Annotated in this window: 19 protein-coding genes and 5 tRNA genes; 5 read left to right on the top strand and 19 right to left on the bottom strand. The window is 61.8% G+C overall.

Annotated features, from left to right (window positions below):
• Positions 1-140 precede the first annotated feature (140 nt).
• Complete coding sequence (gene bkdR / locus K3F44_RS02495) at positions 141-626, bottom strand: Bkd operon transcriptional regulator BkdR (protein ID WP_054891915.1); 486 nt, start codon at positions 624-626, stop codon at positions 141-143.
• Positions 627-823: 197 nt separating this feature from the next.
• Between bkdR and K3F44_RS02490 the strand changes: the two genes are divergently transcribed.
• The 4 genes from K3F44_RS02490 to lpdA are packed head-to-tail and all read left to right on the top strand — an operon-like array spanning position 824 to position 5,786.
• Positions 824-2,056, top strand: coding sequence for a 3-methyl-2-oxobutanoate dehydrogenase (2-methylpropanoyl-transferring) subunit alpha (locus K3F44_RS02490; RefSeq protein WP_103436616.1), 1,233 nt, complete (start codon positions 824-826; stop codon positions 2,054-2,056).
• 2 nt (positions 2,057-2,058) lie between these two features.
• On the top strand, positions 2,059-3,117 hold the full coding sequence (locus tag K3F44_RS02485) for an alpha-ketoacid dehydrogenase subunit beta (RefSeq protein ID WP_101317744.1): 1,059 nt from the start codon (positions 2,059-2,061) through the stop codon (positions 3,115-3,117).
• Positions 3,118-4,404, top strand: a complete 1,287-nt coding sequence (locus K3F44_RS02480; RefSeq protein WP_220633275.1) for a dihydrolipoamide acetyltransferase family protein — start codon at positions 3,118-3,120, stop codon at positions 4,402-4,404. It abuts the gene before it with no gap.
• Between the two features lie 2 nt (positions 4,405-4,406).
• A complete protein-coding gene (lpdA, locus tag K3F44_RS02475) occupies positions 4,407-5,786 on the top strand; it encodes a dihydrolipoyl dehydrogenase (RefSeq protein ID WP_220633274.1) in 1,380 nt (459 codons plus the stop codon).
• A 49-nt stretch (positions 5,787-5,835) separates the two neighbouring features.
• Here the strand turns inward: lpdA and K3F44_RS02470 are convergent, their stop codons facing one another.
• The 3 genes from K3F44_RS02470 to phnN all read right to left on the bottom strand — a co-directional run bounded on the left by K3F44_RS02470 (position 5,836) and on the right by phnN (position 8,352).
• On the bottom strand, positions 5,836-7,386 hold the full coding sequence (locus K3F44_RS02470; RefSeq protein ID WP_220633273.1) for a sensor histidine kinase: 1,551 nt from the start codon (positions 7,384-7,386) through the stop codon (positions 5,836-5,838).
• 189 nt (positions 7,387-7,575) lie between these two features.
• A tRNA-Arg gene (locus tag K3F44_RS02465) sits at positions 7,576-7,652 on the bottom strand.
• A gap of 109 nt (positions 7,653-7,761) precedes the next feature.
• Complete coding sequence (phnN, locus tag K3F44_RS02460) at positions 7,762-8,352, bottom strand: phosphonate metabolism protein/1,5-bisphosphokinase (PRPP-forming) PhnN (RefSeq protein ID WP_150569832.1); 591 nt, start codon at positions 8,350-8,352, stop codon at positions 7,762-7,764.
• A gap of 341 nt (positions 8,353-8,693) precedes the next feature.
• Here phnN and K3F44_RS02455 point away from each other — a divergent pair, with 341 nt between their 5' ends.
• Entirely contained in the window at positions 8,694-9,020 is a 327-nt protein-coding gene (locus K3F44_RS02455; protein WP_033699552.1) for an Arc family DNA-binding protein, read from the top strand.
• 88 nt (positions 9,021-9,108) lie between these two features.
• On the opposite strand, the gene mgtE is transcribed toward K3F44_RS02455, so the two are convergent.
• The 15 genes from mgtE to K3F44_RS02380 form a co-directional block, all read right to left on the bottom strand.
• Complete coding sequence (gene mgtE / locus K3F44_RS02450; protein WP_101317732.1) at positions 9,109-10,551, bottom strand: magnesium transporter; 1,443 nt, start codon at positions 10,549-10,551, stop codon at positions 9,109-9,111.
• Between the two features lie 379 nt (positions 10,552-10,930).
• Positions 10,931-11,007: transfer RNA gene (locus K3F44_RS02445), tRNA-Arg, on the bottom strand.
• A 73-nt stretch (positions 11,008-11,080) separates the two neighbouring features.
• A tRNA-Arg gene (locus K3F44_RS02440) sits at positions 11,081-11,157 on the bottom strand.
• 72 nt (positions 11,158-11,229) lie between these two features.
• Positions 11,230-11,306 (bottom strand) — tRNA-Arg (locus K3F44_RS02435).
• 107 nt (positions 11,307-11,413) lie between these two features.
• Positions 11,414-11,504: transfer RNA gene (locus K3F44_RS02430), tRNA-Ser, on the bottom strand.
• A 72-nt stretch (positions 11,505-11,576) separates the two neighbouring features.
• Entirely contained in the window at positions 11,577-11,765 is a 189-nt protein-coding gene (gene csrA, locus K3F44_RS02425) for a carbon storage regulator CsrA (protein ID WP_043209419.1), read from the bottom strand.
• Between the two features lie 166 nt (positions 11,766-11,931).
• Positions 11,932-13,167 (bottom strand): aspartate kinase, encoded by a 1,236-nt coding sequence (locus tag K3F44_RS02420; RefSeq protein WP_101317730.1) that lies wholly within the window; start codon positions 13,165-13,167, stop codon positions 11,932-11,934.
• A gap of 84 nt (positions 13,168-13,251) precedes the next feature.
• On the bottom strand, positions 13,252-15,876 hold the full coding sequence (alaS, locus tag K3F44_RS02415) for an alanine--tRNA ligase (RefSeq protein ID WP_150569798.1): 2,625 nt from the start codon (positions 15,874-15,876) through the stop codon (positions 13,252-13,254).
• Between the two features lie 280 nt (positions 15,877-16,156).
• Entirely contained in the window at positions 16,157-17,164 is a 1,008-nt protein-coding gene (gene astE / locus K3F44_RS02410; protein WP_150569799.1) for a succinylglutamate desuccinylase, read from the bottom strand.
• Positions 17,165-17,174: 10 nt separating this feature from the next.
• Positions 17,175-17,471: a topoisomerase II gene (locus K3F44_RS02405; protein ID WP_101317724.1), complete on the bottom strand. Its 297-nt coding sequence runs from the start codon at positions 17,469-17,471 to the stop codon at positions 17,175-17,177.
• A gap of 15 nt (positions 17,472-17,486) precedes the next feature.
• The gene (gene astB, locus K3F44_RS02400; RefSeq protein ID WP_220633272.1) at positions 17,487-18,836 is read right to left on the bottom strand and encodes an N-succinylarginine dihydrolase; all 1,350 of its coding nucleotides are present in this window, start codon (positions 18,834-18,836) and stop codon (positions 17,487-17,489) included.
• A gap of 23 nt (positions 18,837-18,859) precedes the next feature.
• Positions 18,860-20,326, bottom strand: coding sequence for a succinylglutamate-semialdehyde dehydrogenase (astD, locus tag K3F44_RS02395; protein ID WP_181088166.1), 1,467 nt, complete (start codon positions 20,324-20,326; stop codon positions 18,860-18,862).
• A complete protein-coding gene (gene astA, locus K3F44_RS02390; RefSeq protein WP_101317718.1) occupies positions 20,323-21,351 on the bottom strand; it encodes an arginine N-succinyltransferase in 1,029 nt (342 codons plus the stop codon). The genes astD and astA overlap by 4 nt, the downstream gene beginning before the upstream one ends.
• Before the next feature lie 78 nt (positions 21,352-21,429).
• A complete protein-coding gene (gene aruF / locus K3F44_RS02385; protein WP_220633271.1) occupies positions 21,430-22,449 on the bottom strand; it encodes an arginine/ornithine succinyltransferase subunit alpha in 1,020 nt (339 codons plus the stop codon).
• A gap of 139 nt (positions 22,450-22,588) precedes the next feature.
• Positions 22,589-23,797 carry an aspartate aminotransferase family protein gene (locus K3F44_RS02380; RefSeq protein WP_181088168.1) on the bottom strand — a complete coding sequence of 403 codons (1,209 nt, stop codon included), beginning with the start codon at positions 23,795-23,797 and terminating at the stop codon, positions 22,589-22,591.
• Positions 23,798-23,839: the final 42 nt, after the last annotated feature.

The following is a 23,839-nucleotide window of genomic DNA, read 5'->3' as shown; positions in this document are numbered from 1 at the left end:
GGGCTCCCGATTCAGGTGGAGGGTATGCTGGCAAGCATAAGGGCAAACAGGCCGGGCTGCAGGCCGTAGTCAGCAAAAAGGTCTAGCTTCGATGAGTGGGTCACGGCAGAGTTCCTGTACACCCTCGCACATCGTCCATCTCATTCACGCAAGGTCATGCCATTGGCTGGCAACGGCAACGCCGTTTTGTACCGCACTTGCTTGAGGGCGAAGCTGGAGCGGATGTTGGCTACCCCCGGCAAGCGGGTCAGGTAGTCGAGAAACCGCTCGAGCGCCTGAATACTCGGCAACAACACCCTGAGCAGGTAATCCGGGTCGCCGGTCATCAGGTAACACTCCATCACCTCGGGCCGCTCGGCGATCTCTTCCTCGAAGCGATGCAGCGACTGCTCGACCTGCTTTTCCAGGCTGACATGGATGAACACATTGACGTCCAGCCCCAGCACCTCAGGCGACAGCAAGGTCACTTGCTGGCGAATCACGCCCAGCTCCTCCATCGCCTTGACCCGATTGAAGCACGGCGTCGGTGACAGGTTGACGGAGCGGGCCAGCTCGGCGTTGGTGATGCGGGCGTTTTCCTGCAGGCTGTTGAGAATGCCGATATCGGTGCGATCGAGTTTGCGCATGAGACAAAATCACCAGTTTTTTGTGTTTATGCGGAATGTTTATCTGGGCGTGAGGGCAAAGGCAATCAACAAGAGAGAAATATTCTCCTGCGCTCCCACTACCATGTAGTCAGCACTGACCTGCTGGTCACGAGCCGGCATTCAGCGGCGACCGCTTCAAAGCTCACAAAAACAATATTCGAGCGAGCGTAAACAGCATGAACGAGTACGCCCCCCTGCGTTTGCATGTGCCCGAGCCTACCGGCCGGCCAGGCTGCCAGACTGATTTCTCCTACCTGCGTCTGAACGATGCAGGCCAGGTTCGCAAGCCCCCTATCGATGTCGAGCCTGCCGAAACCGCAGACCTGTCCAACAGCCTGGTGCGCGTGCTCGATGAGCACGGCAACGCCGTTGGCCCATGGGCTGCGGACATCGACCCGCAGATCCTGCGTCAGGGTATGCGCGCCATGCTCAAGACGCGTATCTTCGACAGCCGCATGGTGGTTGCCCAGCGCCAGAAGAAGATGTCTTTCTACATGCAAAGCCTTGGCGAAGAGGCCATTGGCAGCGCTCAGGCGTTGGCCCTGAACCGCAGCGACATGTGCTTCCCGACCTACCGCCAGCAAAGCATCCTGATGGCCCGCGACGTGTCGCTGGTCGACATGATATGCCAACTGCTGTCCAACGAGCGCGATCCGCTCAAGGGCCGTCAGCTGCCGATCATGTACTCGGTGCGCGAAGCCGGCTTCTTCACCATCAGCGGCAACCTCGCCACCCAGTTCGTCCAGGCCGTCGGCTGGGCGATGGCCTCGGCGATCAAGGGCGATACCAAGATCGCCTCGGCCTGGATCGGCGACGGCGCTACCGCCGAGTCGGACTTCCACACTGCCCTGACCTTTGCCCATGTCTACCGCGCGCCGGTGATTCTCAACGTGGTCAACAACCAGTGGGCGATCTCGACCTTCCAGGCAATCGCCGGCGGTGAGTCGACCACCTTTGCCGGCCGTGGCGTTGGCTGCGGTATCGCCTCGCTGCGCGTCGACGGCAACGACTTCGTTGCGGTGTATGCCGCCTCGCGCTGGGCCGCTGAACGCGCCCGCCGTGGCCTTGGGCCAACCCTGATCGAATGGGTCACCTACCGCGCCGGCCCGCACTCGACCTCGGACGACCCTTCCAAGTACCGCCCTGCCGATGACTGGAGCCACTTCCCGCTGGGCGACCCGATCGCCCGCCTCAAGCAGCACATGATTCACATCGGCCAGTGGTCCGAAGAAGAACATCAGGCAGTAACTGCCGAGTTCGAAGCCGAAGTGATCAAGGCACAGAAGCAAGCCGAGCAGTACGGCACCATGAGCAATGGCCAGATCCCCAGTGCCGCCTCGATGTTCGAGGACGTGTACAAGGAAATGCCTGAGCACCTGCGCCGTCAGCGCCAAGAGCTGGGGGTCTGAACATGAACGATCACAACAACAGCATCGACCTGGAAACCGCCATGTCCACCACTACCATGACCATGATCCAGGCCTTGCGCTCGGCCATGGATGTGATGCTTGAGCGCGATGACAATGTGGTCATCTATGGCCAGGACGTCGGCTATTTCGGCGGTGTGTTCCGCTGCACTGAAGGTCTGCAGACCAAGTATGGCAAGTCGCGGGTATTCGATGCGCCGATTTCCGAAAGCGGCATCGTCGGTACTGCTGTCGGCATGGGTGCCTATGGCCTGCGCCCGGTGGTGGAAATCCAGTTCGCCGACTACTTCTACCCGGCCTCCGACCAGATCGTCTCGGAGATGGCCCGCCTGCGCTATCGCTCGGCCGGTGAGTTCATTTCGCCGCTGACTCTGCGCATGCCTTGCGGCGGCGGCATCTATGGCGGGCAAACCCATAGCCAGAGCCCTGAGGCGATGTTCACCCAGGTCTGCGGGCTGCGCACGGTCATGCCGTCCAACCCGTATGACGCCAAGGGCCTGTTGATTGCCTCGATCGAATGCGACGACCCGGTGATCTTCCTCGAGCCCAAGCGCCTGTACAACGGCCCGTTCGACGGCCACCACGACCGCCCGGTGACGCCATGGGCCAAGCATGCCCAGAGCGCAGTGCCGGACGGCTACTACAAAGTGCCGCTGGACAAGGCTGCGATCGTGCGGCCCGGCAACGACGTGACCGTGCTGACCTACGGCACCACTGTCTATGTCGCGCAAGTGGCTGCCGAAGAGACCGGCGTCGACGCCGAAGTCATCGACCTGCGCAGCCTGTGGCCGCTGGACCTGGACGCGATTGTCGACTCGGTGAAAAAAACCGGCCGCTGCGTGGTCGTACACGAAGCCACACGCACCTGCGGTTTTGGTGCCGAGTTGGTCGCGCTGGTGCAAGAGCATTGCTTCCATCACCTCGAAGCGCCGATCGAGCGCGTCACCGGCTGGGACACGCCCTACCCGCACGCGCAGGAATGGGCGTACTTCCCAGGCCCTTCGCGGGTTGGCGCGGCACTGAAAAAGGTCATGGAGGTCTGAATGGGCACGCACGTCATCAAGATGCCGGACATCGGCGAAGGCATCGCGCAGGTCGAGTTGGTTGAGTGGTTCGTCAAGGTCGGCGATGTAATTGCCGAAGATCAGGTAGTGGCCGATGTCATGACCGACAAGGCCACGGTGGAAATCCCCTCGCCGGTCAGCGGCACGGTAGTAGCCCTCGGCGGCCAGCCGGGTGAAGTCATGGCGGTCGGCAGCGAGCTGATCCGCATCGAAGTCGAAGGCAGTGGCAACCATGTTGATGCACCTGACAGCAAACCGGCTGCAGCAGCTGCGGCGCCTGCCGTCAGCACTGCACAGACTGAAGCGCCAGCGCCAGTAGCTACCCCAGCCAGCGTCACCAGCCAGCCTGCGGCGAGCAAGCCCAGCGCTGAAATCGTGCCGCGCCAGGCCAACGAAAAACCACTGGCCTCCCCTGCCGTGCGCAAGCGCGCGCTGGATGCCGGTATCGAATTACGTTATGTGCACGGCAGTGGCCCGGCCGGGCGTATTCAGCACGAAGACCTCGACAACTTCATGAGCAAACCACAGTCCGCTGCCGGGCAAGCGCCAAGTGGGTATAGCCGGCGCACCGACAGCGAGCAGGTGCCGGTGATCGGCCTGCGCCGCAAGATTGCCCAGCGCATGCAGGATGCCAAGCGCCGTGTTGCCCACTTCAGCTACGTTGAAGAAATCGACGTGACCGCGCTGGAGGCCCTGCGCCAACAGCTCAATCGCAAGTACGGCGAAAGCCGCGGCAAACTCACCCTGCTGCCGTTGCTGGTGCGGGCAATGGTCGTCGCCCTGCGCGACTTCCCGCAGATCAACGCCACCTATGACGACGAAGCCCAGGTCATCACCCGCCATGGTGCGGTGCATGTCGGCATTGCCACCCAGGGCGACAACGGCCTGATAGTCCCGGTACTGCGTCACGCCGAGGCCGGCAGCCTGTGGAGCAATGCCAGCGAGATCACCCGCCTGGCCCACGCGGCGCGCAACAACAAGGCCAGCCGCGACGAGCTGTCCGGCTCGACCATCACCCTAACCAGCCTTGGCGCCCTGGGCGGCATTGTCAGCACGCCCGTGGTCAACACCCCGGAGGTAGCGATCGTCGGCGTCAACCGCATGGTCGAACGGCCGGTGGTGGTCGACGGCCAGATCGTCGTGCGCAAGATGATGAACCTGTCCAGCTCGTTCGATCACCGCGTGGTCGATGGCATGGACGCCGCCTTGTTCATCCAGGCCGTGCGCGGCTTGCTTGAGCAACCCGCCTGCCTGTTCGTGGAGTGAGCATGACTCAGACCCTCAACACCACCCTGCTGATCATCGGTGGCGGTCCTGGCGGCTACATCGCAGCGATCCGTGCCGGCCAGCTGGGCATCCCTACCGTATTGATCGAAGGTCAGGCGCTCGGCGGCACCTGCCTGAATGTCGGCTGCATCCCGTCCAAGGCGCTGATCCATGTAGCCGAGCGGTTTCACCAGACCTGCCGACACAGCGAACACGCCGCACTGGGCATCAGCGTGGCCACACCGCAGCTGGACATCAGCCGCAGCGTGGCCTGGAAAGACGGCATTGTCGATCGTTTGACCAGTGGTGTCGCGGCCTTGCTGAAAAAGCACGGGGTGACCGTGATCCATGGCTGGGCGAAGATCGTCGATGGCAAAAGCGTCGAGGTCGATGGGCAGTTGATCCGTTGTGATCATCTGCTGCTGGCCACCGGCTCCAGCAGCGTTGAACTGCCGATGCTGCCGCTGGGCGGCGCGGTGATCTCGTCCACTGAAGCACTCGCGCCCAAGGCACTGCCCCAGCACCTGGTGGTCGTCGGCGGCGGCTACATCGGCCTGGAGCTGGGTATCGCCTATCGCAAGCTTGGGGTACAGGTCAGCGTGGTCGAAGCGCGTGAGCGGATCTTGCCGACTTACGATGCCGAATTGACTGCACCGGTTGCCGAGTCATTGAAAAAGCTCGGCGTCGCTACATACCTGGGCCACAGCGTCGAAGGCTATGAGGGCGGCTCCTTGCAGGCGCGCACTGCCGACGGCCAACAACTGCTGCTGGAGGCCGATCAGGTGCTGGTCGCCGTCGGTCGCCGGCCACGCACGCAAGGCTTCAATCTGGAAAGCCTGGGGCTGAGTATGAACGGTGCTGCCGTCGCCATTGATGAGCGCTGCCAGACCAGCATGCGCAACGTCTGGGCCATCGGCGATGTGGCGGGTGAGCCAATGCTGGCGCACCGCGCCATGGCCCAGGGCGAACTGGTCGCCGAGCTGATCGCCGGCCACGCACGGCTCTTTGCGCCCACCGCGATTGCCGCAGTGTGCTTTACCGATCCAGAGTTGGTGGTGGTTGGGCAAACGCCGGAGCAGGCCAGCCAGCAAGGTCTGGATTGCATCATTGCGCAGTTCCCGTTCGCGGCCAATGGTCGGGCCATGACACTCGAGTCAAAGACCGGCTTCGTGCGCGTGGTAGCGCGGCGCGACAACCATCTGATCGTGGGTTGGCAGGCAGTAGGCGTGGCAGTTTCAGAACTGTCGACGGCGTTTGCTCAGTCGCTGGAGATGGGCGCGCGGCTGGAGGATATAGCCGGTACCATCCATGCCCACCCGACCCTGGGTGAGGCGGTGCAGGAAGCCGCGTTGCGCGCTTTGGGGCACGCACTGCATATCTAACGGCAGGACCGGCGTGCACCGCGCTCTGCGCTGCACGCTTGGGTCTGGATCAGAGTTTGAAGCGGACCCGGATGGTGCTTTTGCCTTCCAGCCGATCAATCGAAATGGCGCTGTCGCCGTAACCTGAGTAACTCTTGACCAGACGCATGCCCAGTCCGGTGCCACTGGGTTTGGGAAAGGTCTCCGGGAAGCCGTCACCCTGGTCGGTCACCGTGATCAAGGCATGATCCTCAGCCTTGTGCAGGCTGACCTCGATTTTTCCCTTGCCGTACTTGAGCGCATTGGTGATCAGCTCGGACACCACCATCCCCAGCGGCGCCATTCTTTCTTGCGCCAGCACAAACGACGTAGCCTCCAACGAGATCTTGCGATCACCCAACGCATTGCCCAGATCACCCAACAGCGCTCCCAGATACTCAACCACATCGAGGTCCTGGCTTTCTGTCGCCTGGTACAAGCGCTCGTGCACGCTGGCAATCGTCACTACGCGCCCAGCGGCAGTCTCCAGCTGGAGCTTGACCGCTTCGTCCGCTGTCAGGTTGGCTTGCAACATAAGCAAGGTGTTGACCAGGTGCAGGCTGTTCTTGACCCGGTGGTGAATCTCTTCAAGGAAAAGGTCACTTTCGTTGAGCTTGGAGTTCTGCGCGGCGATCAGTGAGAGCAGCTTGGCCTCATGGTGATGGCGCTCGGTAATGTCGCGGGACACCGCGATCAGCTTGCTGATCACGCCGTCCGGGCTGACGATCGGCGCCACGGTGACATCCCACCAACGGGGCTCGTTGCTGGCGGTCGGGCAGAACGCCTCGAAGCGAGCGGATTCGCCGCTGCTGACCTTCTCGATAACGCCCAGCACAAGGTTCTTGGACTCTTCTGGCCACAGCTGCGGCCAAGGCTTGCCTTTGACCATGGCCAGGTCGCCGACTTGCATCAGGCACATGCCGGCGTCATTCATGAACTCGATTTCGCCATCGGTCGACAGTACCTTCACGCAGTCCGGGCTGGCGTTGAGCATGCTCTCCGAATACGGGTCGGGCAGCGCCTCGGCGTTACCAGCCGCCAACCGCTCGACTGCCATCGATAGCACGTTGGCGATGCCTTCGAGAAAGACGATATCGCTCTCGATGAAGTCATCACCGTCGGTGCTGTCGGCTTCGAGTACGCCGAACGGCGTCATCGCACCACGAATCGGCACGTTGATGGCACGCTCGATACCGTACTTCTTCAGCAACTCGGGGGTGCGAAAACGGTGCTCCTGACCAAGATGATTGGACAGCACCGGGCGGTAGGTGGCGATGGCATAACCCGCCGGACTGGCGACGTCACCACCCAGCGTCGCGTGACCGATATCGTCTTCGTCCCAGCCAACCCCGTGCGACAGCAGCAAGTCTTCACTGTCGGGCAGCGGCGTGAGCACCTTGGCAAAGCGCGTCTGCATGCCTTCGGCAACCACCACGCAAGCCTTGGTAAGCAACAGGTCCAGGTCACTCGCCTTGAGCGAGGCGACGCCAAACTCGACCACCAACTCATGCTGGCGATGAAGCCGCGCATGGGACCTCTGCAATGCCGCACGAATGGTCTCGTCGGCAGAAGATTGCTGCATCGTGATGTCTTCCACAGAGTAGTGAATAAGCCTGCCCAGCGCGGTAATCCCGATCGTTTGGGATCAAGTTGGGCGTTGCAGCATGGAAATGGTCGGATATTTCCGAGAATCTAGCATGAAAGTGCCAGGTCCGGCGGGAAATGTCTGGGGGAGGTGACGGTGCTGCGTGGGCGCCTGCAGCGCGAGAGATGGTGTCCCAGGGCCGGTTCGAACGGCCAACCTTCCCCTTAGGAGGGGGATGCTCTATCCAATTGAGCTACTGGGACCAGGGCCACCGGCGAGCGCCGATGAGCGTGACGGCGAGCATGTTAACCAGCGCCAGACCGTTTGTCATGCCCGATTCGGGCTTTTGCCACGTAAGACTTGTCATAGCGGTCAGGCTTGAAGCAAACCTTCGGCCTGCAGCAAGGCAAACAGACTGGTGACCGATTGCTCCAGCGTCTGCGAGTTGTCCAGCACATGCACGTTGTCGGCGGCGGTCACCTGCAGTTCGGCGCTGCGCTGCAAACGCTGCTCGATGGCTTGCGGGGTCTCTCGGCCGCGCGCCAGCAAACGCTGACGCAGGACGGTCGGGTTTACCTCGAGGCGGATTGCCAGCAGGTCCGGGTAACGTCGCCGCGCTTCGGCCAAGTAAGCCCGCGATCCGTTTACCAAAACGTGCTTGCCAGCCTGCAGCCACTGATCAATCTGCGCCGGAATGCCATATGCCAAAGCATTTGCCTGCCAATACATGGCAAAATGCCCACCTGCGCGCATCTGCTCGAATTGCTCAGGGCTGACACCCTGCGCGGCCTCGCCCAGTGCTTCGGGCGAGCGGGTAATGACGCGGCGAGCAACCATGATGCCGTGCTCGGTCAATTTCGCCCAAGACGCGTCGATCAGGGAATCTTTTCCTGATCCAGAGGGTCCAACGAGGAATATCAACCTACCTACTGTCGATGGACTGCCGCTTGCGTCATATTGCATAGCCACTATGCTCACTGTTAGGGACCGAGCGCATTCTAGGTGTTTTCCCTGCCCTTTTCCGACTGTTACCAGATTTTGACGGCAGAGGTCTGACATTCAGTAGATCCGAAAAACGCTAAACTTTTCAAACCAGTGCTCATTTCTGATAATTGGTACTGGCAAAAAGCCTTTATGCGGATCACTATTTGTCACAGAATTGACGCCAAGGAAACGGCAGATTTTAGGCATGATGAACGCCAAAAATACACGACGGTTGAACATTTTGCCGTCGCGACGGTCAGATTTCCACCGCGCGGCATTTGACAACCGCTTCCCCTGAACCAGTAAACCGGTCAATTTATATGCGCCCATTGAAACAGGCTATTTATTCAAGCCGCACCGCTGACAAGTTTGTCGTTCGTCTGCCAGACGGGATGCGTGAGCGCATTGCCGAGGTAGCCCGCAACCATCACCGCAGCATGAACTCCGAGATCATTGCCCGCCTGGAACAGAGCCTTATCCAGGAAGGTGCACTGGGCGACGAGCTGAGCATGCGCCTGGACAGCCCTGAGCTGAGCCTGCACGAGCGCGAGCTGCTGCAACGCTTCCGCCAGCTCTCCCACCGCCAACAAAACGCTCTGGTAGCCTTGATTGCCCACGATGTGGAAATGGCCGCCGACGCGTCCTGATCAAACCGCCAGAAACAACAAAGCCAGCGCAAGCTGGCTTTGTTGTTTCTGGCGGCCGGCGCTCTTCAATCAAGCGCCGGCAGTGGGTTTACATCAGGAATATCGTGGCCAGGCCAAGGAAGATGAAGAAGCCGCCACTGTCTGTCACTGCCGTGATCATCACACTGGCACCCATCGCCGGGTCACGCCCGAGGCGGACCAGGGTCATCGGGATCAAAACCCCCATCAGCGCCGCCAACAGCAGGTTCAGAGTCATTGCTCCGGTCATTACCAGGCCCAGCGACCAGCTGCCGTAGAGCAGATACGCCACTACCCCGATTACACCACCCCAGACCAGGCCGTTGATCAATGACACCGCCAGCTCCTTGCGCATCAATCGCGAGGTGTTGCCCGGGCTGACCTGGTCCAGCGCCATGGCGCGGACGATCATGGTGATGGTCTGGTTGCCCGAGTTGCCGCCGATACCAGCAACGATCGGCATCAATGCCGCCAATGCCACCAGCTTCTCGATCGAGCCTTCGAACAGGCCAATCACGCGAGAGGCGAGGAACGCGGTAATCAGGTTGATCGCCAGCCACGCCCAACGGTTGCGCAGCGAGCGCCAGACCGAGGCGAAAATGTCTTCTTCTTCGCGCAGACCGGCCATGTTGAGGACTTCGCTTTCGCTTTCCTCACGGATCAGGTCGACCATCTCGTCGATGGTCAGACGGCCGATCAGGCGATCGCTCTTGTCGACTACAGGGGCAGATACCAGGTCGTAACGTTCGAACGCCTGCGCGGCGTCGTAGGCGTCGTCGTCAGGGTGGAAACTGACCGGGTCGGTAGCCATGACCTCAGCCACCTGCTTGTCCGGATCATTGACCAGCAGGCGCTTGATCGGCAACACGCCCTTGAGCATGCCATCGGAGTCGACCACAAACAGCTTGTCGGTGTGGCCTGGCAACTCCTTGAGCCGACGCAGGTAACGCAGTACCACTTCCAGGCTGACGTCTTCGCGGATGGTGACCATCTCGAAGTCCATCAGTGCACCGACCTGATCCTCGTCGTAGCTCAGCGCCGAGCGGACCCGCTCGCGTTGCTGGGCGTCGAGGGTCTCCATCAGCTCGTGGACAACGTCACGCGGCAGCTCGGGAGCCAGGTCAGCGAGTTCGTCGGCGTCCATTTCCTTGGCAGCGGCCAGCAGCTCGTGATCGTCCATGTCGGCGATCAGGGTCTGGCGGACGGCGTCGGATACTTCCAGGAGGATGTCGCCGTCACGATCAGAGCGCACCAACTGCCAGACCGTCAGGCGGTCGTCGAGCGGCAGTGCTTCGAGAATGTAGGCGATGTCGGCAGGGTGCAGGTCATCGAGCTTGCGTTGCAGCTCGACCAGGTTCTGGCGGTGGACGAGGCTCTCCACCAGGCTATTGTGCTGCCCCTCCTGACGGTGGGTCAGGTCTTCAACAACACGCTGACGCTGCAGCAGGTCAATCACCTGGGCCAGGCGATCCTGCAGGCTGTCTTGGCTTTTCTTTACTTCGACTTCGGTCATAGGCGAACTCCACTCCCAGCAGCGGAGCACGCCGGGGAGATCAATCGATCAGATCTATTTTGGCAAATCGGATTAAGGGGTAACTACTGGGTAAGTCCATGGTGGTATTCCACAAGCCCCGGCGGGGCTGACGGGCGCAATCATACACTGCAAGAGCTGTCGGATTGCTTAAATTTTTGGTCAGAACAATCGTTTACGCGATTATCTTGTGACAACGCGCAAAGCCATCAGTGCGACGGTGGGCGCCAGACAAAAAGCACATAGGCGCAGGACCTGTCTCATGGGCGCCCTACTCGCACAGTCTAGTCCGGCTTACTGACAATTCGGTGAATTGCAGACAACAAAAAGCCCGCTATAAAAGCGGGCTTCTTGATGAAGATGGTGGACTCAGCAGGATTCGAACCTGCGACCGCTCGGTTCGTAGCCGAGTACTCTATCCAGCTGAGCTATGAGTCCAAGTTGGTAGTTTTAGACCAGGTTACCACTGGTTGAAACAAGGTGCCTGTGCAAGCACAACCACCGTGCTATATGGTGGACTCAGCAGGATTCGAACCTGCGACCGCTCGGTTCGTAGCCGAGTACTCTATCCAGCTGAGCTATGAGTCCAAGTTGGTAGTTTTAGACCAGATTACCACTGGTTGAACAATCCGGCTCTGCGAGCAAAACCTTCATGTTGTATGGTGGACTCAGCAGGATTCGAACCTGCGACCGCTCGGTTCGTAGCCGAGTACTCTATCCAGCTGAGCTATGAGTCCATGTCTTGCCGCGCATTATAGATCGCTTTACCGATTTGCCAAGTACTTTTTCGTTTAATTTCAACGACTTAGTAATCTTGGCCAGTTGAAGCGCCCTAAGCGAATAATGGCGGTGAAGGGGGGATTCGAACCCCCGATACCCTTATGAGGTATACTCCCTTAGCAGGGGAGCGCCTTCGGCCACTCGGCCACCTCACCGCAACACGGGGCGTACTATAACCAGAGCCCTCCCCGTTTGCAAACCCTTTTTTAAAAAAAATCTGATAAAAATTAAAGGGTTGGTTCTTCGTCCTTCTCTTTCTTGATTCGCAGGTAGATTTCTTCGCGGTGAACCGCGACTTCCTTGGGCGCGCTAACGCCAATTCGTACCTGGTTGCCTTTGACACCCAGGACCGTAACGGTGATCTCACCGTCACCAATGATCAGGCTCTCGGCGCACCGACGAGTCAGAATCAACATAGCTTTCTCCTTACGCAGTTCAATCAGGGACAACAGTCTGAGGTAGCGCGCTGGCTGCGGGACGCACAGTCAGCGTGTGTGGCCGCCAGAGAGGACAGGACAGGGCCCATCCGGCGGCCGGAAACGCGAAGGGCGCGGCAAGCCGCGCCCTCCTCCTGACTACACGTTACTCGCCTTGGCGGGCAGGCGCATCCAGCTCGAAGGCGGTGTGCAGGGCGCGCACGGCCAGCTCGAGGTACTTCTCTTCGATGACCACCGAAACCTTGATCTCGGACGTGGAGATCATCTGGATGTTGATGGTCTCCTTGGCCAGCGCTTCGAACATACGGCTGGCAACGCCGGCGTGCGAGCGCATGCCGACGCCGACGATCGATACCTTGGCAATCTTGGTATCGCCGATCACTTCACGGGCGCCGATCTCGCGCGCAGTGTTTTCCAACACCTTGTGCGCCGCTTCGTACTCGTTGCGGTGCACGGTGAAGGTAAAATCGGTGGTGTTATCGTGGGCAACGTTCTGCACGATCATGTCGACTTCGATGTTCGAAGCGCTGATCGGGCCGAGGATCTTGAAGGCAACGCCTGGGGTATCCGGCACGCCACGAATGGTCAGCTTGGCTTCATCACGGTTGAAGGCGATACCGGAAATGATCGGCTGTTCCATGGATTCCTCTTCATCAATGGTAATGAGGGTACCTGGACCCTCCTTGAAACTGTGCAGCACGCGCAACGGAACGTTGTACTTGCCGGCGAATTCGACAGAGCGGATCTGCAGCACCTTGGAACCGAGGCTGGCCATTTCCAGCATCTCTTCGAAGGTGATCTTCTCCAGACGGCGCGCCTGCGGTACCACCCGCGGGTCGGTGGTGTAGACACCATCGACGTCGGTGTAGATCTGGCACTCGTCAGCCTTCAGCGCGGCCGCCAGGGCCACACCAGTGGTGTCCGAACCGCCACGACCGAGGGTGGTGATGCTGCCGTTCTCGTCGACGCCCTGGAAGCCCGCCACGACAACCACACGGCCAGCCTTGAGGTCGGCACGAATCTTCTGGTCGTCGATCTGCAGGATGCGCGCCTTGTTATGCGCGCTGTCGGTGAGAATGCGCACCTGGTTGCCGGTGTAGGACACCGCCGGCACGCCACGCTTGATCAAGGCCATGGCCAGCAGGGCAATGGTCACCTGCTCGCCAGTCGACACGATCACGTCCAGCTCACGCGGAACCGGCTTGTCGCTAATCTGCTTGGCCAGGTCCAGCAAGCGGTTGGTCTCCCCGCTCATGGCCGACAGGACCACGACCAGGTCATCGCCTGCCTCGCGGAATTTCTTGACCTTGTCGGCAACCTGCTCGATCCGCTCGATGGATCCGACAGAGGTGCCGCCAAATTTCTGTACGATCAACGCCATTTCAAAGCTGCCTCTGCCCGTGATGGGCACCCAATAAACAATCCAACCTGAAACGGCCCGCTATCACTAGCGGGCCGTTTCATCTCAAAGCCGCTGTTCGGCGAACGGCACAGCCAGGGCCAGGGCACTGTCCAGTGCAGCGACGTCGACGCCGCCACCCTGGGCCATGTCCGGACGACCACCGCCTTTACCGCCAACCGCCGCAGCGGCCTGCTTCATCAGATCGCCGGCCTTGAGTTGGCCGGAGAGGTCTTTGGTCACGCCAGCCACCAGCACGACCTTGCCCTCATGCTCACTGCCCAGCAGGATCACTGCGTGGCCGAGCTTGTTCTTCAGTTGATCGACCAGCGCCAGCAGAGCCTTGCCATCCTGCCCGTCAAGGCGAGCGGCGAGAACCTTGGCGCCTTTGACCTCAACGGCTGCGTTGGAGAGATCATCTCCGGCAGCGCTGGCGGCCTTGGCCTGCAGCTGTTCAAGCTGTTTTTCCAGCTGACGGTTGCGCTCGAGCACCGCCGCCAGCTTGTCGATCAGGTTGTCACGGTTACCCTTGACCAATTGCGCAGCTTCCTTGACCTGCTCTTCAGCAGCGTTCAGGTAAGCCAGTGCCGCAGCCCCGGTGATCGCTTCGATACGGCGCACGCCAGAAGCCACGCCGCCTTCGCTGATGATCTTGAACAGGCTGATGTCGCCGGTGCGCTTGGCATGGATACCACCGCACAGCTCCACCGAAAAATCACCGCCCATGCTCAACACGCGCACGCTGTCGCCGTATTTTTCGCCGAACAACGCCATTGCACCTTTGCGCTTGGCGGTTTCGATGTCGGTCTCTTCGGTTTGCACCTCGGAGTTCTTGCGCACTTCGCGGTTGACGATGTCTTCCAGCGCCTTGAGCTGCTCTGGCTTGACCGCCTCGAAGTGGCTGAAGTCAAAGCGCAGGCGCTGGCTGTCGACCAGCGAGCCTTTCTGCTGGACGTGATCGCCGAGCACCTGGCGCAGCGCCGCGTGCAGCAGGTGAGTCGCGGAGTGGTTCAGCGAGGTGGCGTGCTGCACTTCGGCATCCACCTGCGCTTCAACTTCGGCGCCTACGCGCAGCGCGCCAGTGGCGACTACACCGTGGTGCAGGAAAGCACCGGCAGTCTTGGTGGTATCACGCACATCAAAGCGCACGTCGGCGGCCTGCAGGTAGCCGGCATCGCCAATCTGGCCGCCGGACTCGGCGTAGAACGGCGTGCGATCAAGCACCACCACGCCTTCGTCGCCTTCATGCAGCTGCTCGACGGCTTGGCCGTCCTTGTACAGCGCGACGACCTTGGCCTGTGCCGTGGTTGCCTGGTAGCCGAGGAACTCGGTGGCAACATCGACCTTGACCAGGCTGTTGTAGTCCATGCCGAAGGCGCTGGCGGAGCGGGCGCGCTCGCGCTGGGCTTCCATCTCGCGCTCGAAACCGGCTTCGTCGATGGTCAGCTCGCGCTCACGGGCGATGTCGGCGGTCAGGTCCATCGGGAAGCCATAGGTGTCATACAGCTTGAACACCACGTCACCCGGGACGGTAGTGCCCTGCAGCTGGGCCAGGTCCTGCTCGAGGATGCGCAGGCCCTGCTCGAGGGTCTTGGCGAACTGCTCTTCTTCGCTCTTGAGGACGCGCTCGATGTGCGCCTGCTGGCTGCTCAGCTCAGGGAAGGCCTGGCCCATCTCGGCGACCAGGGCAGCGACGATCTGGTAGAAGAAGCTGCCCTTGGCACCGAGTTTGTTGCCGTGACGGCAAGCGCGGCGAATGATCCGGCGCAGCACGTAGCCGCGGCCTTCGTTGGACGGCAGCACGCCATCGGCGATGAGGAAGCCGCACGAACGAATATGGTCGGCGACGACTTTCAGCGAAGGCTGGCCGTCGTTGCTGCAACCGATGGCCTGGGCTGCGGCTACCAGCAGGTTCTGGAACAGGTCGATCTCGTAGTTCGAGTGCACATGCTGCATCACCGCACTGATCCGCTCCAGGCCCATGCCGGTATCCACCGACGGCGCTGGCAGCGGGTGGAGGACGCCATCGGCGGTGCGGTTGAACTGCATGAAGACGTTGTTCCAGATCTCGATGTAGCGGTCGCCGTCTTCTTCTGGCGAGCCGGGTGGGCCACCCCAGATATCGGCGCCGTGGTCAAAGAAGATCTCGGTGCACGGGCCGCATGGGCCGGTGTCGCCCATGGTCCAGAAGTTGTCCGAAGCGTAAGGCGCGCCTTTGTTGTCGCCAATGCGCACCATGCGCTCGGCCGGCACGCCGATTTCCTTGGTCCAGATGTCGTAGGCTTCGTCATCGCTGGCGTAGACCGTGACCCAGAGTTTTTCCTGGGGCAGGTTCAGCCACTGCGGCGAAGTCAGGAAGGTCCAGGCATAGGTGATCGCGTCACGCTTGAAGTAGTCGCCGAAGCTGAAGTTGCCCAGCATTTCGAAGAAGGTGTGGTGACGCGCGGTGTAACCGACGTTTTCCAGGTCGTTGTGCTTGCCGCCGGCGCGGACGCACTTCTGGCTGCTGGCGGCGCGGGTGTAGGCGCGCTTTTCCTGGCCGAGGAAGCAGTCCTTGAACTGGTTCATGCCGGCATTGGTGAACAGCAGGGTCGGGTCGTTGCCCGGGATCAGGGAGCTGGAGGCAACACGGGTGTGGCCCTGCTCCTCGAAGAAGCGAAGGAAGGCTTCACGGATTTCTGCGCTTTTCATAGGTTCTTCCACGGAAACGGCGGCCGTTAAGGCAAACACGTCGAAACGACGGCAAAGGGCCGCATTATATCGGTCCTGCAAGCTGGATGCAGTGTGTTTATGCGCCCTGAAAGGTCGTTTGCGGGCAATTTCAGGTCAGCACGGCTAAAAACTTGAAGGGGATGCTAAGGCGAGGGTTTGGCCGCTGGCAAGCCAATTACCGCTGGGGCAGGGAAAATCAGCCAGGATGCGCCGCTCGAGGCTGGCCGCGCAGCGCGCAGCCAGCGACAAATGGTACGGATCAGCTCAGGCGCTGGCCCGAATCGGGCACGATCAGAATGCCCGCACGCAGGCCGTTGCGCACCTTGGGGTTGGGGAAAATGATCCGCGCGCCCTCCTCCTCGACGATCCAGCGAGTTTCAGCCAGATCTTCGGCCAGCAGGTAGCCCTTGCTCAGTTCGGAGAAATTTTCGATGTCATCCGGCAGGTGCAGGTGGAAGTGGTCGCTGTGCTTGATGATTTCGCGGGCCACGCTGAACAGTTGCAGGCCGTCGAAACTGTCGTCGACCGCCGGCTCCTTGCCTTCGATGATCTGCACCAGGCGCTTGTGCAAACGGTCAAGGTTGACCTCTTCGTTCTGCCCGAACGGGCGCGCCTTGCCCAGTTCCAGGGTAAACGCCTCGGCTTCGAGCTGTTCGTAGGTGAAGGCACTGAAGGTGATCGAGGTCTTGCTCTGCAGCAACACCGCCTGCATCCCGGCCTGGCTCAGGCGCGCCAACTCGCGGCGCGAATGCTGGCGGCCGTCCTTGTACGGGTACAGGGCAAACTGCTCGATCTTCGAGCCGCGGATCGCGGTGTGCAGGTCGTAGTGCAGGCGATTGCGCCCAGCCACGCTGAAGAACGTGCGGGCGTACTGCTCCAACTCGGCAGCACGCAGCGCTTCGAAGCCGCTCGACGATTCGTGCCGACCGTTGAACAAGCGGTTCAGGTCCTGCTCAAGGTAACGCTGGCCTGCACGCATCGCCATTGGGCTGCCAAACAGGAACAGGACCCGCGCCTGCGGCACGATCTCGCCCCTGGCGATGCCCTGCAGCAATTGATCGAGCAACTCGATCGGCGCGGTCTCGTTACCGTGAATACCCGCCGACAGCAGCAGGTGCAAGGTGCCGTCGTCCACCTTCGGCGGCGTCACTTCCAGCGCGCCCTCCCCCAGCCAACGCAGGCGCAGACCTGCTGATGTCGATTGAGTCTTCTCGCCCGGCTCACGGCCGCCAAGCGTCAGGTCAAGCAGTTTGCCGAGGGCGAGCATAGGCACATCCTTAGTGGTGGTGACCGCAATCCGGGCCGTGCACGTGGCCATCCTCATCGTCGTCGCCCAGCTCAGCCGGCTCCATCTCCAGCTGCAGGCTGACCAGGTTGGTGGCCATCGGGCGCAGCAGCAGGTTGGCGAACTCGGCATCGCCTTCAGCGACATCCACACCGATCAGCAGCTGGCCGCGGCCGTCCTGCTGAATCCAGACTTCCTTGCCCTGCCAGAGCACGGCAAAGCGCGTGCAGGAGGTTTCCAGTTGGGTGCCATCATCGTCTTCCAGGATCAGGCGCAGGGCGTCAGACATTACGTAATTCTCTCTTCAGGGTTGGCGTTGGAACGGATAGACCGAGCCCAGCTTGAGCAGTTGGGTCAGGTCATCCAGGGCCGTACGGCATTCGGTGAGCAGTTGCGGGTCGGCCAGGTCGCTGTCGCTCATGCGATCGCGATAGTGCCGATCGACCCACTGGATCAGGCTGTCGTACAGCGGCGCCGACATGATAACCCCTGGATTGACCGCCGCCAGCTCGGATTCTTTCAAGGCCACGCGCAGACGCAGGCACGCCGGGCCGCCGCCGTTCTGCATGCTCTGCTTGAGATCGAACACCTTGACCTCCTTGACCGGGCCACCCTGGCTGGTCAACTGGCTCAGGTAGTCCCAGACGCGCGGGTTGTTGCGGCACTCTTCCGGCACCACCAGCAGCATCGAGCCGTCTTCGCGTGACAGCAGTTGGCTGTTGAACAGGTAGGAACGCACCGCGTCCTCCACTGCCACCGCCGCCCGTGGCACGCAGATGCCCTGGAACTTGCCACCCTTGCCGGCCAGTTTAGCCTGCAGCTGGGCAAGCACCGCATCAGTCTCGAGGAAGGCATCCTCGTGGTAGAACAGCACTTCGCCGTTACCTACCGAAATCACGTCGTTATGGAACACGCCCTGGTCGATCACCGCTGGATTCTGTTGAGCGTAGACCACCCCATCAGCACTGAGGCCGTGCAAGCGAGCGACGGCCTGCGAAGCTTCCAGGGTCTGGCGTGCCGGGTACTTCTGCGGCGCCGGGTAGCGGCTGTCGAAGGCACTGCGGCCGTAGACAAAAAACTCTACGCCGGGCTCGCCATAGCTGCGACAGAAGCGCGTGTGGTTGGCCGCGCCTTCGTCACCAAACTGGGCCACCGCCGGCAGCGCCTGGTGGTGGGCGAATACCTGCTCATCGGCGAACATCGCCGCCAGCACGCGGCTGGTGGTCGGATGCTCGATGCTGCGGTGATACTTGCAGTTGAGGTTGGCGGCAGTGAAATGCACGCGGCCATCGGCAGTGTCGGCGCTCGGGCTGACCGTTGCCGCGTTGGCCACCCACATGCTCGAAGCCGAGCAACTGGCAACCAGCAAGGGCATGGCCTCCTGGGCGGCGCGACGGATCACCTCGGCGTCACTGCCGCTGAAGCCGAGCCGGCGCAGGGCAGCAACGGCCGGGCGCTCCTGCGGGGCGAGTACGCCCTGCTTGAAGCCCATGTCGATCAGCGCCTTCATCTTGGCCAGGCCCTGACGCGCCGCTTCGCGCGGGTTGGAGCACTGCTGGCTGTTGCTCTGCGAGGCCACGTTGCCGTACGACAGGCCGCCGTAATTGTGGGTCGGCCCTACCAGGCCATCAAAATTCACTTCATAGGATTTCATCGGCAAGGCTCCGAGACCATTTGTTATAGGGTGACGCCCGGCGTCAATGTCGCCGGCAAGGCGAGGCTGGCGGTCTCCAGCGATGCCACGGGGTAAGCGCAGTAGTCGGCCGCGTAGTAAGCGCTGGCGCGGTGGTTGCCGCTGGCGCCGACGCCACCGAATGGCGCACTGCTGGCGGCCCCGGTGAGCTGTTTGTTCCAGTTGACGATACCGGCGCGGCTACGCAGCCAGAAATGCTGATAGCGCGCATGCGAGTCAGACAACAAACCGGCGGCCAGGCCGTATTGGGTGGCGTTGGCCTGGTCGATCGCGCTGTCGAAGTCGGCGTAGCGAATGACCTGCAGCAACGGCCCGAAGAACTCTTCATCAGGGCGCTCTGCAACGCCTGTGACATCGATGATGCCAGGCGTCAGCAGCGCCGCACCTGCTTGCGGCTGAGTCATCGCCAGCAGCGCCAGCGCACCCTTGCCGATCAGCGCTTGCTGAGCATCAAGCAGGGCCTGGGCCGCCGCCAGGGAAATCACCGAGCCCATGAACGGCGCGGGTTGCAGGTCATAGGCGCCAACCGTGATGCTGCGGCAGACCTCGACCAGCCGCGCCAGCAGGCTGTCACCCCAGGCGCCCTCGGGCACCAGCAAGCGACGCGCGCAGGTGCAGCGTTGGCCGGCAGAAATGAACGCCGACTGAATGATGGTATAGACGGCCGCGTCGAGATCCTTGACCTGATCGACCACCAACGGATTGTTGCCACCCATTTCCAGCGCCAGAATCTTTTCCGGGCGCCCGGCAAATTGCTGGTGCAGCAGGTTGCCGGTGCGGCTGGAGCCGGTGAAGAACAAACCGTCGATACCAGCATCGGCAGCCAGCGCCACGCCAGTCTCACGGGCGCCCTGAACCAGATTGAGCACACCCGCAGGCACACCCGCCGCGATCCAGCATTTGACCGTCAGCTCGGCCACTTTCGGGGTCAGCTCACTTGGCTTGAACACCACGCAGTTACCGGCCAGCAGCGCCGGCACAATATGCCCGTTGGGCAAATGGCCAGGGAAGTTGTACGGGCCGAACACCGCCACCACGCCATGGGGCTTGTGCCGCAGCACGGCAGTCGCATCGCCAAGCGGGCCGCTTTTTTCACCAGTGCGTTCACGATAGCTCTGCACCGAGATCGCCACCTTGTTGACCATGCTGGTGACTTCGGTTGCCGACTCCCACAACGGCTTACCGGTTTCTTCACCGATGCAGCGGGCCAGGTCGTCAGCATGGGCCTTGAGCTGCTCGGCGAAGGCTTCCAGCACCGCGATGCGTGCTTCCAGACTGAGCAGCGCCCAGGCCGGGAACGCCTCGCGAGCCGCGCTTACTGCGGCGGCAACCTGGCCAGCAGCAGCGCCCTGCCCCGCCCAGACGAGCGCCTGGGTGACCGGGTTCAGCGACTGCAGCGCCTCACCCTGGCCAGCCTGCCATTGCCCTGCGATGTAATGGGTCGTCATCACTGCGCCTCCCGACTGGCGGACAAGGTGACTGCGCGCACGTGGTCACCCACGCCCAGGCGCAGGCGTTTCGCCGTCAGCGCGTCGACCACCAGCGTGCCGGCCGCCAGCCGCGCTGGCGCTGCGGTGATGCGGCAGTCTTCGCGTTTGCGGTTGTGGATCAGGTACGGCGTGGCGTCATCGCCTGGAGTGCCTACTGCCAGCACCAGATTCTGGCTTTCGCGCACGGCACGGATCTTCGCCGTGTCGCATTCGATTGCCGGGCCTGCATCGAAGATGTCGACGTAGCCCTGGTAATTGAAACCTTCGCGCTCGAGCATGGCCAGCGCCGGCTCGGTGTCGGTGTGTACCCGGCCGACCACACTGCGTGCAGCCTCGGAAAGGAAGCACGTGTACAGCGGGAACTTGGGCATCAATTCGGCGATGAAGGCCTTGTTACCCACGCCGGTCAGATAGTCAGCCTGGCTGAACTCCATCTTGAAGAAGTGCCGGCCCAGCGACTCCCAGAACGGCGAGCGGCCTGCGGCGTCGGAGATCCCGCGCATCTCGGCGATGACCTTCTTGCCGAACAGCTCAGGGAACTCGGCGATGAACAGCATGCGCGCCTTCGACAGCAGGCGACCGTTGAGGCCGTTGCGGTGATCACTGCGCAGAAACAACGAACACAGCTCGGAGTTGCCGGTGAGGTCGTTGGCCAGGAACAGGGTCGGGATCTCGCGGTAGATATTCAGCTCCTGCGAAGCGCTGACGGTCAGGCCGACCCGGTAGTTGTACCAGGGTTCACGCAGGCCGACGGCACCGGCGATGGCGCTGATACCGACCACCAGGCCTTCGTCGTTTTCAAGCACGAACAGGTAATCGGTGTCGGCCCGCCCGGCCTCACCGGTGAAGCTCTTTTCAGCCCAGCGCACGCGCTGAGCCAGCCGCTCTTCGTTGGCCGGCAGGGTAGTCAGGCCAGTGGTACCGGCGCTGCGCGCCATTTCGATGAGCGCGGGTAAATCGCTGCTGCGTACAGGACGAACGATCATGCTATCTCCTTGAGCGGCGGTCTGTGCCGGCCGCAAGACGGGTGCGGGTCGCGAACGCTGGCGCTATGGCCAGGCCGCTCAAACAGCGACCAGGCGCACGCTGGCACCTTCACCGACGCCCAGGGCATCGGCCGCTTCACTACTCAGGCTGACCGGCTTGCCCGGCACCCAGTCCAGCTCCAGCAACACGGCGCGGTAGTCCTGCAACTGGCCATTGCAGACCAGGTACGAGCGGCCACCCTTGACTGAGGCCTCGTCGAGCTTGATCGGAACTACTCGGCTCTGGCTGATCGAGCGGATCCCCGAGGCACGTGCGTGCAGGGTCGGGCCACCGTCGAAGATGTCGATGTAATGCTCGGTCTCGAAGCCTTCACGCATGAGGATGTCGAAGGTGATCTGCGCCCGCGGATGCACCTGACCCATCGCCTCCTGAGCGTGGTCCGGCAGCAGCGGTACATAGATCGGATAATGCGGCATCAGCTCGGCGAGGAAGGTCCGGCTCTTCAGCCCGCACAGGCGCTCGGCGTCGGAATAGTTCAGGTCGAAGAAGTTACGCCCGATCGAATCCCAGAACGGCGACTCGCCCTGCTCGTCGCTGTAGCCGACGATCTCGGTAACCACCGAGTCGGCAAAGCGCTCCGGGTGGGCGGCCATGAACAGCAGGCGGCCGCGCGAATTGAGCTCGGCAAAGCCGCTGGCCACCAGCTCCGGCAGCACGTAGAAGCTGGTCAGCAGGCTGTTGCCGGTGAGGTCGTGGCACAGCGACAGGACGTGGATCTTGTTGTGAATCTTCAGCTCGCGCGAAGCATGCACAAAGGTCTCGTTACGAAAGCTGTAGAACGGCTCCGAGTAGCCCGCCGAGGCGACGATGGCCGAGCAGCCGGCCAGCTTGCCGGTGCTGGTGTCTTCGAGCACAAAGAAGTAGCTCTCTTCGCCATTGAAGCTGACCTCGGCGGCAAACGAGGTTTCCGACGCGGCAATCTTGTCGCCCAGACGCGCAGCGTCATCAGGCAGCGAAGTGACACCAACCGGGCTGTCCGCAGCCATGCGCTGCACTTCATTCAGGTCAGCCATTTGCGCGGGGCGCATTACCAGCATGGTGTCACTCCTTTCGGGAATACGGGCCGCACAGCGTGGTGCGGCAAAACGGCGGGTGCCCGCCTGAGACAAGGCACCCGCGCTGGAATTCTGCTGTCGCCGCTGGCACTACTGACAGCGGCGACAGAATCGCTGTATGTCAGCCTTGCAGCAGCTTGGCTACCGCGCGTTCGAAGCGGTCCAGGCCTTCGTCGATATCGGCATCCTCGATGACCAGGCTCGGTGCAAAACGCACTACATCCGGGCCAGCCTGCAACACCATAAGGCCTTCTTTCTCGGCGGCGTTGAGCACGTCCTTGGCCTTGCCTTTCCAGGCATCGGTCAACACGCAGCCGATCAGCAGGCCGACACCGCGGACGAGGCTGAACAGCTCGATCTTCTCCAGGCGTGCCTTGAAGCGCTCGTGCTTGGCAGTGACAGCGGCCAGGGTCTGCGGGGTGTTGATCACATCCAGTACTGCACAGGCCACGGCGCAGCCCAGCGGGTTGCCGCCGTAGGTAGTGCCATGAGTACCGGCGACCAGATGCTTGGCAATGTCGTCGGTGGTCAGCATGGCGCCGATCGGGAAGCCGCCGCCCAGGCTCTTGGCGCTGGAGAGGATGTCCGGGATCACGCCGTAATGCTGGTAGGCATACAGGTGGCCGGTACGGCCGACCCCGGTCTGCACTTCGTCGAAGATCAGCAGCGCGTTGTGCTCGTCACACAGCTTGCGCGCACCTTCCAGGTAAGCCAGGTCAGCAGGCACTACGCCGCTCTCACCCTGGATCGGCTCGATCACCACCGCGCAGGTCTTGTCGGAGATCTGTGCCTTGAGCGCTTCAAGGTCGTTGTACGGCACATGGCTGATGCCAGTGATCTTCGGGCCGAAGCCGTCGGAGTACTTCGGCTGGCCGCCGACGCTGACGGTAAACAGGGTGCGACCGTGGAAGCTGTTCACGGTGGAGATGATTTCGTGCTTGTCCGGGCCGAAGCGATCATGGGCAACCCGACGGGCCAGCTTGAACGCAGCCTCGTTGGCCTCGGCGCCGGAGTTGCAGAAAAATGCCTTGTCGGCAAAGGTCGCGTCGACCAGCTTGTGCGCCAGACGCAACGCCGGCTCGTTGGTGAAAACATTGGATACATGCCAGAGGGTATTGGCCTGCTCGGTCAGTGCCTTGACCAGCGCCGGATGGCAATGACCCAGGGCGTTTACCGCGATGCCGCCGGCAAAGTCGATCAGTTCGCGGCCCGCCTGGTCCCAGACTCGAGAGCCCTCGCCTCGCACCGGAATGAACGCCGCCGGGGCGTAGTTGGGAACCATGACCTGGTCGAAATCGGCACGTTGCACCGGGGCTTGCTCAACGGACATCTGAGTCTCCTGAAGAGAAACGCTGGCCTGGGATTGGCGAGC

Source organism: Pseudomonas sp. S07E 245, from assembly GCF_019599025.1.
Classification (GTDB): domain Bacteria; phylum Pseudomonadota; class Gammaproteobacteria; order Pseudomonadales; family Pseudomonadaceae; genus Aquipseudomonas; species Aquipseudomonas shirazensis.
Note: the sequence above shows the minus strand (reverse complement) of the source record. Positions and strands in the feature narration are given on the sequence as shown.

Excerpts from the sequence above, each read along its gene's own strand:
- K3F44_RS02470 (WP_220633273.1), bottom strand. The coding sequence starts at position 7,386 with ATGCAGCAATCTTCTGCCGACGAGACCATTCGTGCGGCATTGCAGAGG.
- K3F44_RS02455 (WP_033699552.1), top strand. The coding sequence starts at position 8,694 with ATGCGCCCATTGAAACAGGCTATTTATTCAAGCCGCACCGCTGACAAG.
- mgtE (WP_101317732.1), bottom strand. The coding sequence starts at position 10,551 with ATGACCGAAGTCGAAGTAAAGAAAAGCCAAGACAGCCTGCAGGATCGC.
- K3F44_RS02490 (WP_103436616.1), top strand. The coding sequence starts at position 824 with ATGAACGAGTACGCCCCCCTGCGTTTGCATGTGCCCGAGCCTACCGGC.
- bkdR (WP_054891915.1), bottom strand. The coding sequence starts at position 626 with ATGCGCAAACTCGATCGCACCGATATCGGCATTCTCAACAGCCTGCAG.
- K3F44_RS02480 (WP_220633275.1), top strand. The coding sequence starts at position 3,118 with ATGGGCACGCACGTCATCAAGATGCCGGACATCGGCGAAGGCATCGCG.
- astA (WP_101317718.1), bottom strand. The coding sequence starts at position 21,351 with ATGATCGTTCGTCCTGTACGCAGCAGCGATTTACCCGCGCTCATCGAA.
- K3F44_RS02405 (WP_101317724.1), bottom strand. The coding sequence starts at position 17,471 with ATGTCTGACGCCCTGCGCCTGATCCTGGAAGACGATGATGGCACCCAA.
- aruF (WP_220633271.1), bottom strand. The coding sequence starts at position 22,449 with ATGCTGGTAATGCGCCCCGCGCAAATGGCTGACCTGAATGAAGTGCAG.
- K3F44_RS02420 (WP_101317730.1), bottom strand. The coding sequence starts at position 13,167 with ATGGCGTTGATCGTACAGAAATTTGGCGGCACCTCTGTCGGATCCATC.
- K3F44_RS02380 (WP_181088168.1), bottom strand. The coding sequence starts at position 23,797 with ATGTCCGTTGAGCAAGCCCCGGTGCAACGTGCCGATTTCGACCAGGTC.
- astB (WP_220633272.1), bottom strand. The coding sequence starts at position 18,836 with ATGAAATCCTATGAAGTGAATTTTGATGGCCTGGTAGGGCCGACCCAC.
- K3F44_RS02485 (WP_101317744.1), top strand. The coding sequence starts at position 2,059 with ATGAACGATCACAACAACAGCATCGACCTGGAAACCGCCATGTCCACC.
- lpdA (WP_220633274.1), top strand. The coding sequence starts at position 4,407 with ATGACTCAGACCCTCAACACCACCCTGCTGATCATCGGTGGCGGTCCT.
- alaS (WP_150569798.1), bottom strand. The coding sequence starts at position 15,876 with ATGAAAAGCGCAGAAATCCGTGAAGCCTTCCTTCGCTTCTTCGAGGAG.
- csrA (WP_043209419.1), bottom strand. The coding sequence starts at position 11,765 with ATGTTGATTCTGACTCGTCGGTGCGCCGAGAGCCTGATCATTGGTGAC.
- astE (WP_150569799.1), bottom strand. The coding sequence starts at position 17,164 with ATGCTCGCCCTCGGCAAACTGCTTGACCTGACGCTTGGCGGCCGTGAG.
- phnN (WP_150569832.1), bottom strand. The coding sequence starts at position 8,352 with ATGCAATATGACGCAAGCGGCAGTCCATCGACAGTAGGTAGGTTGATA.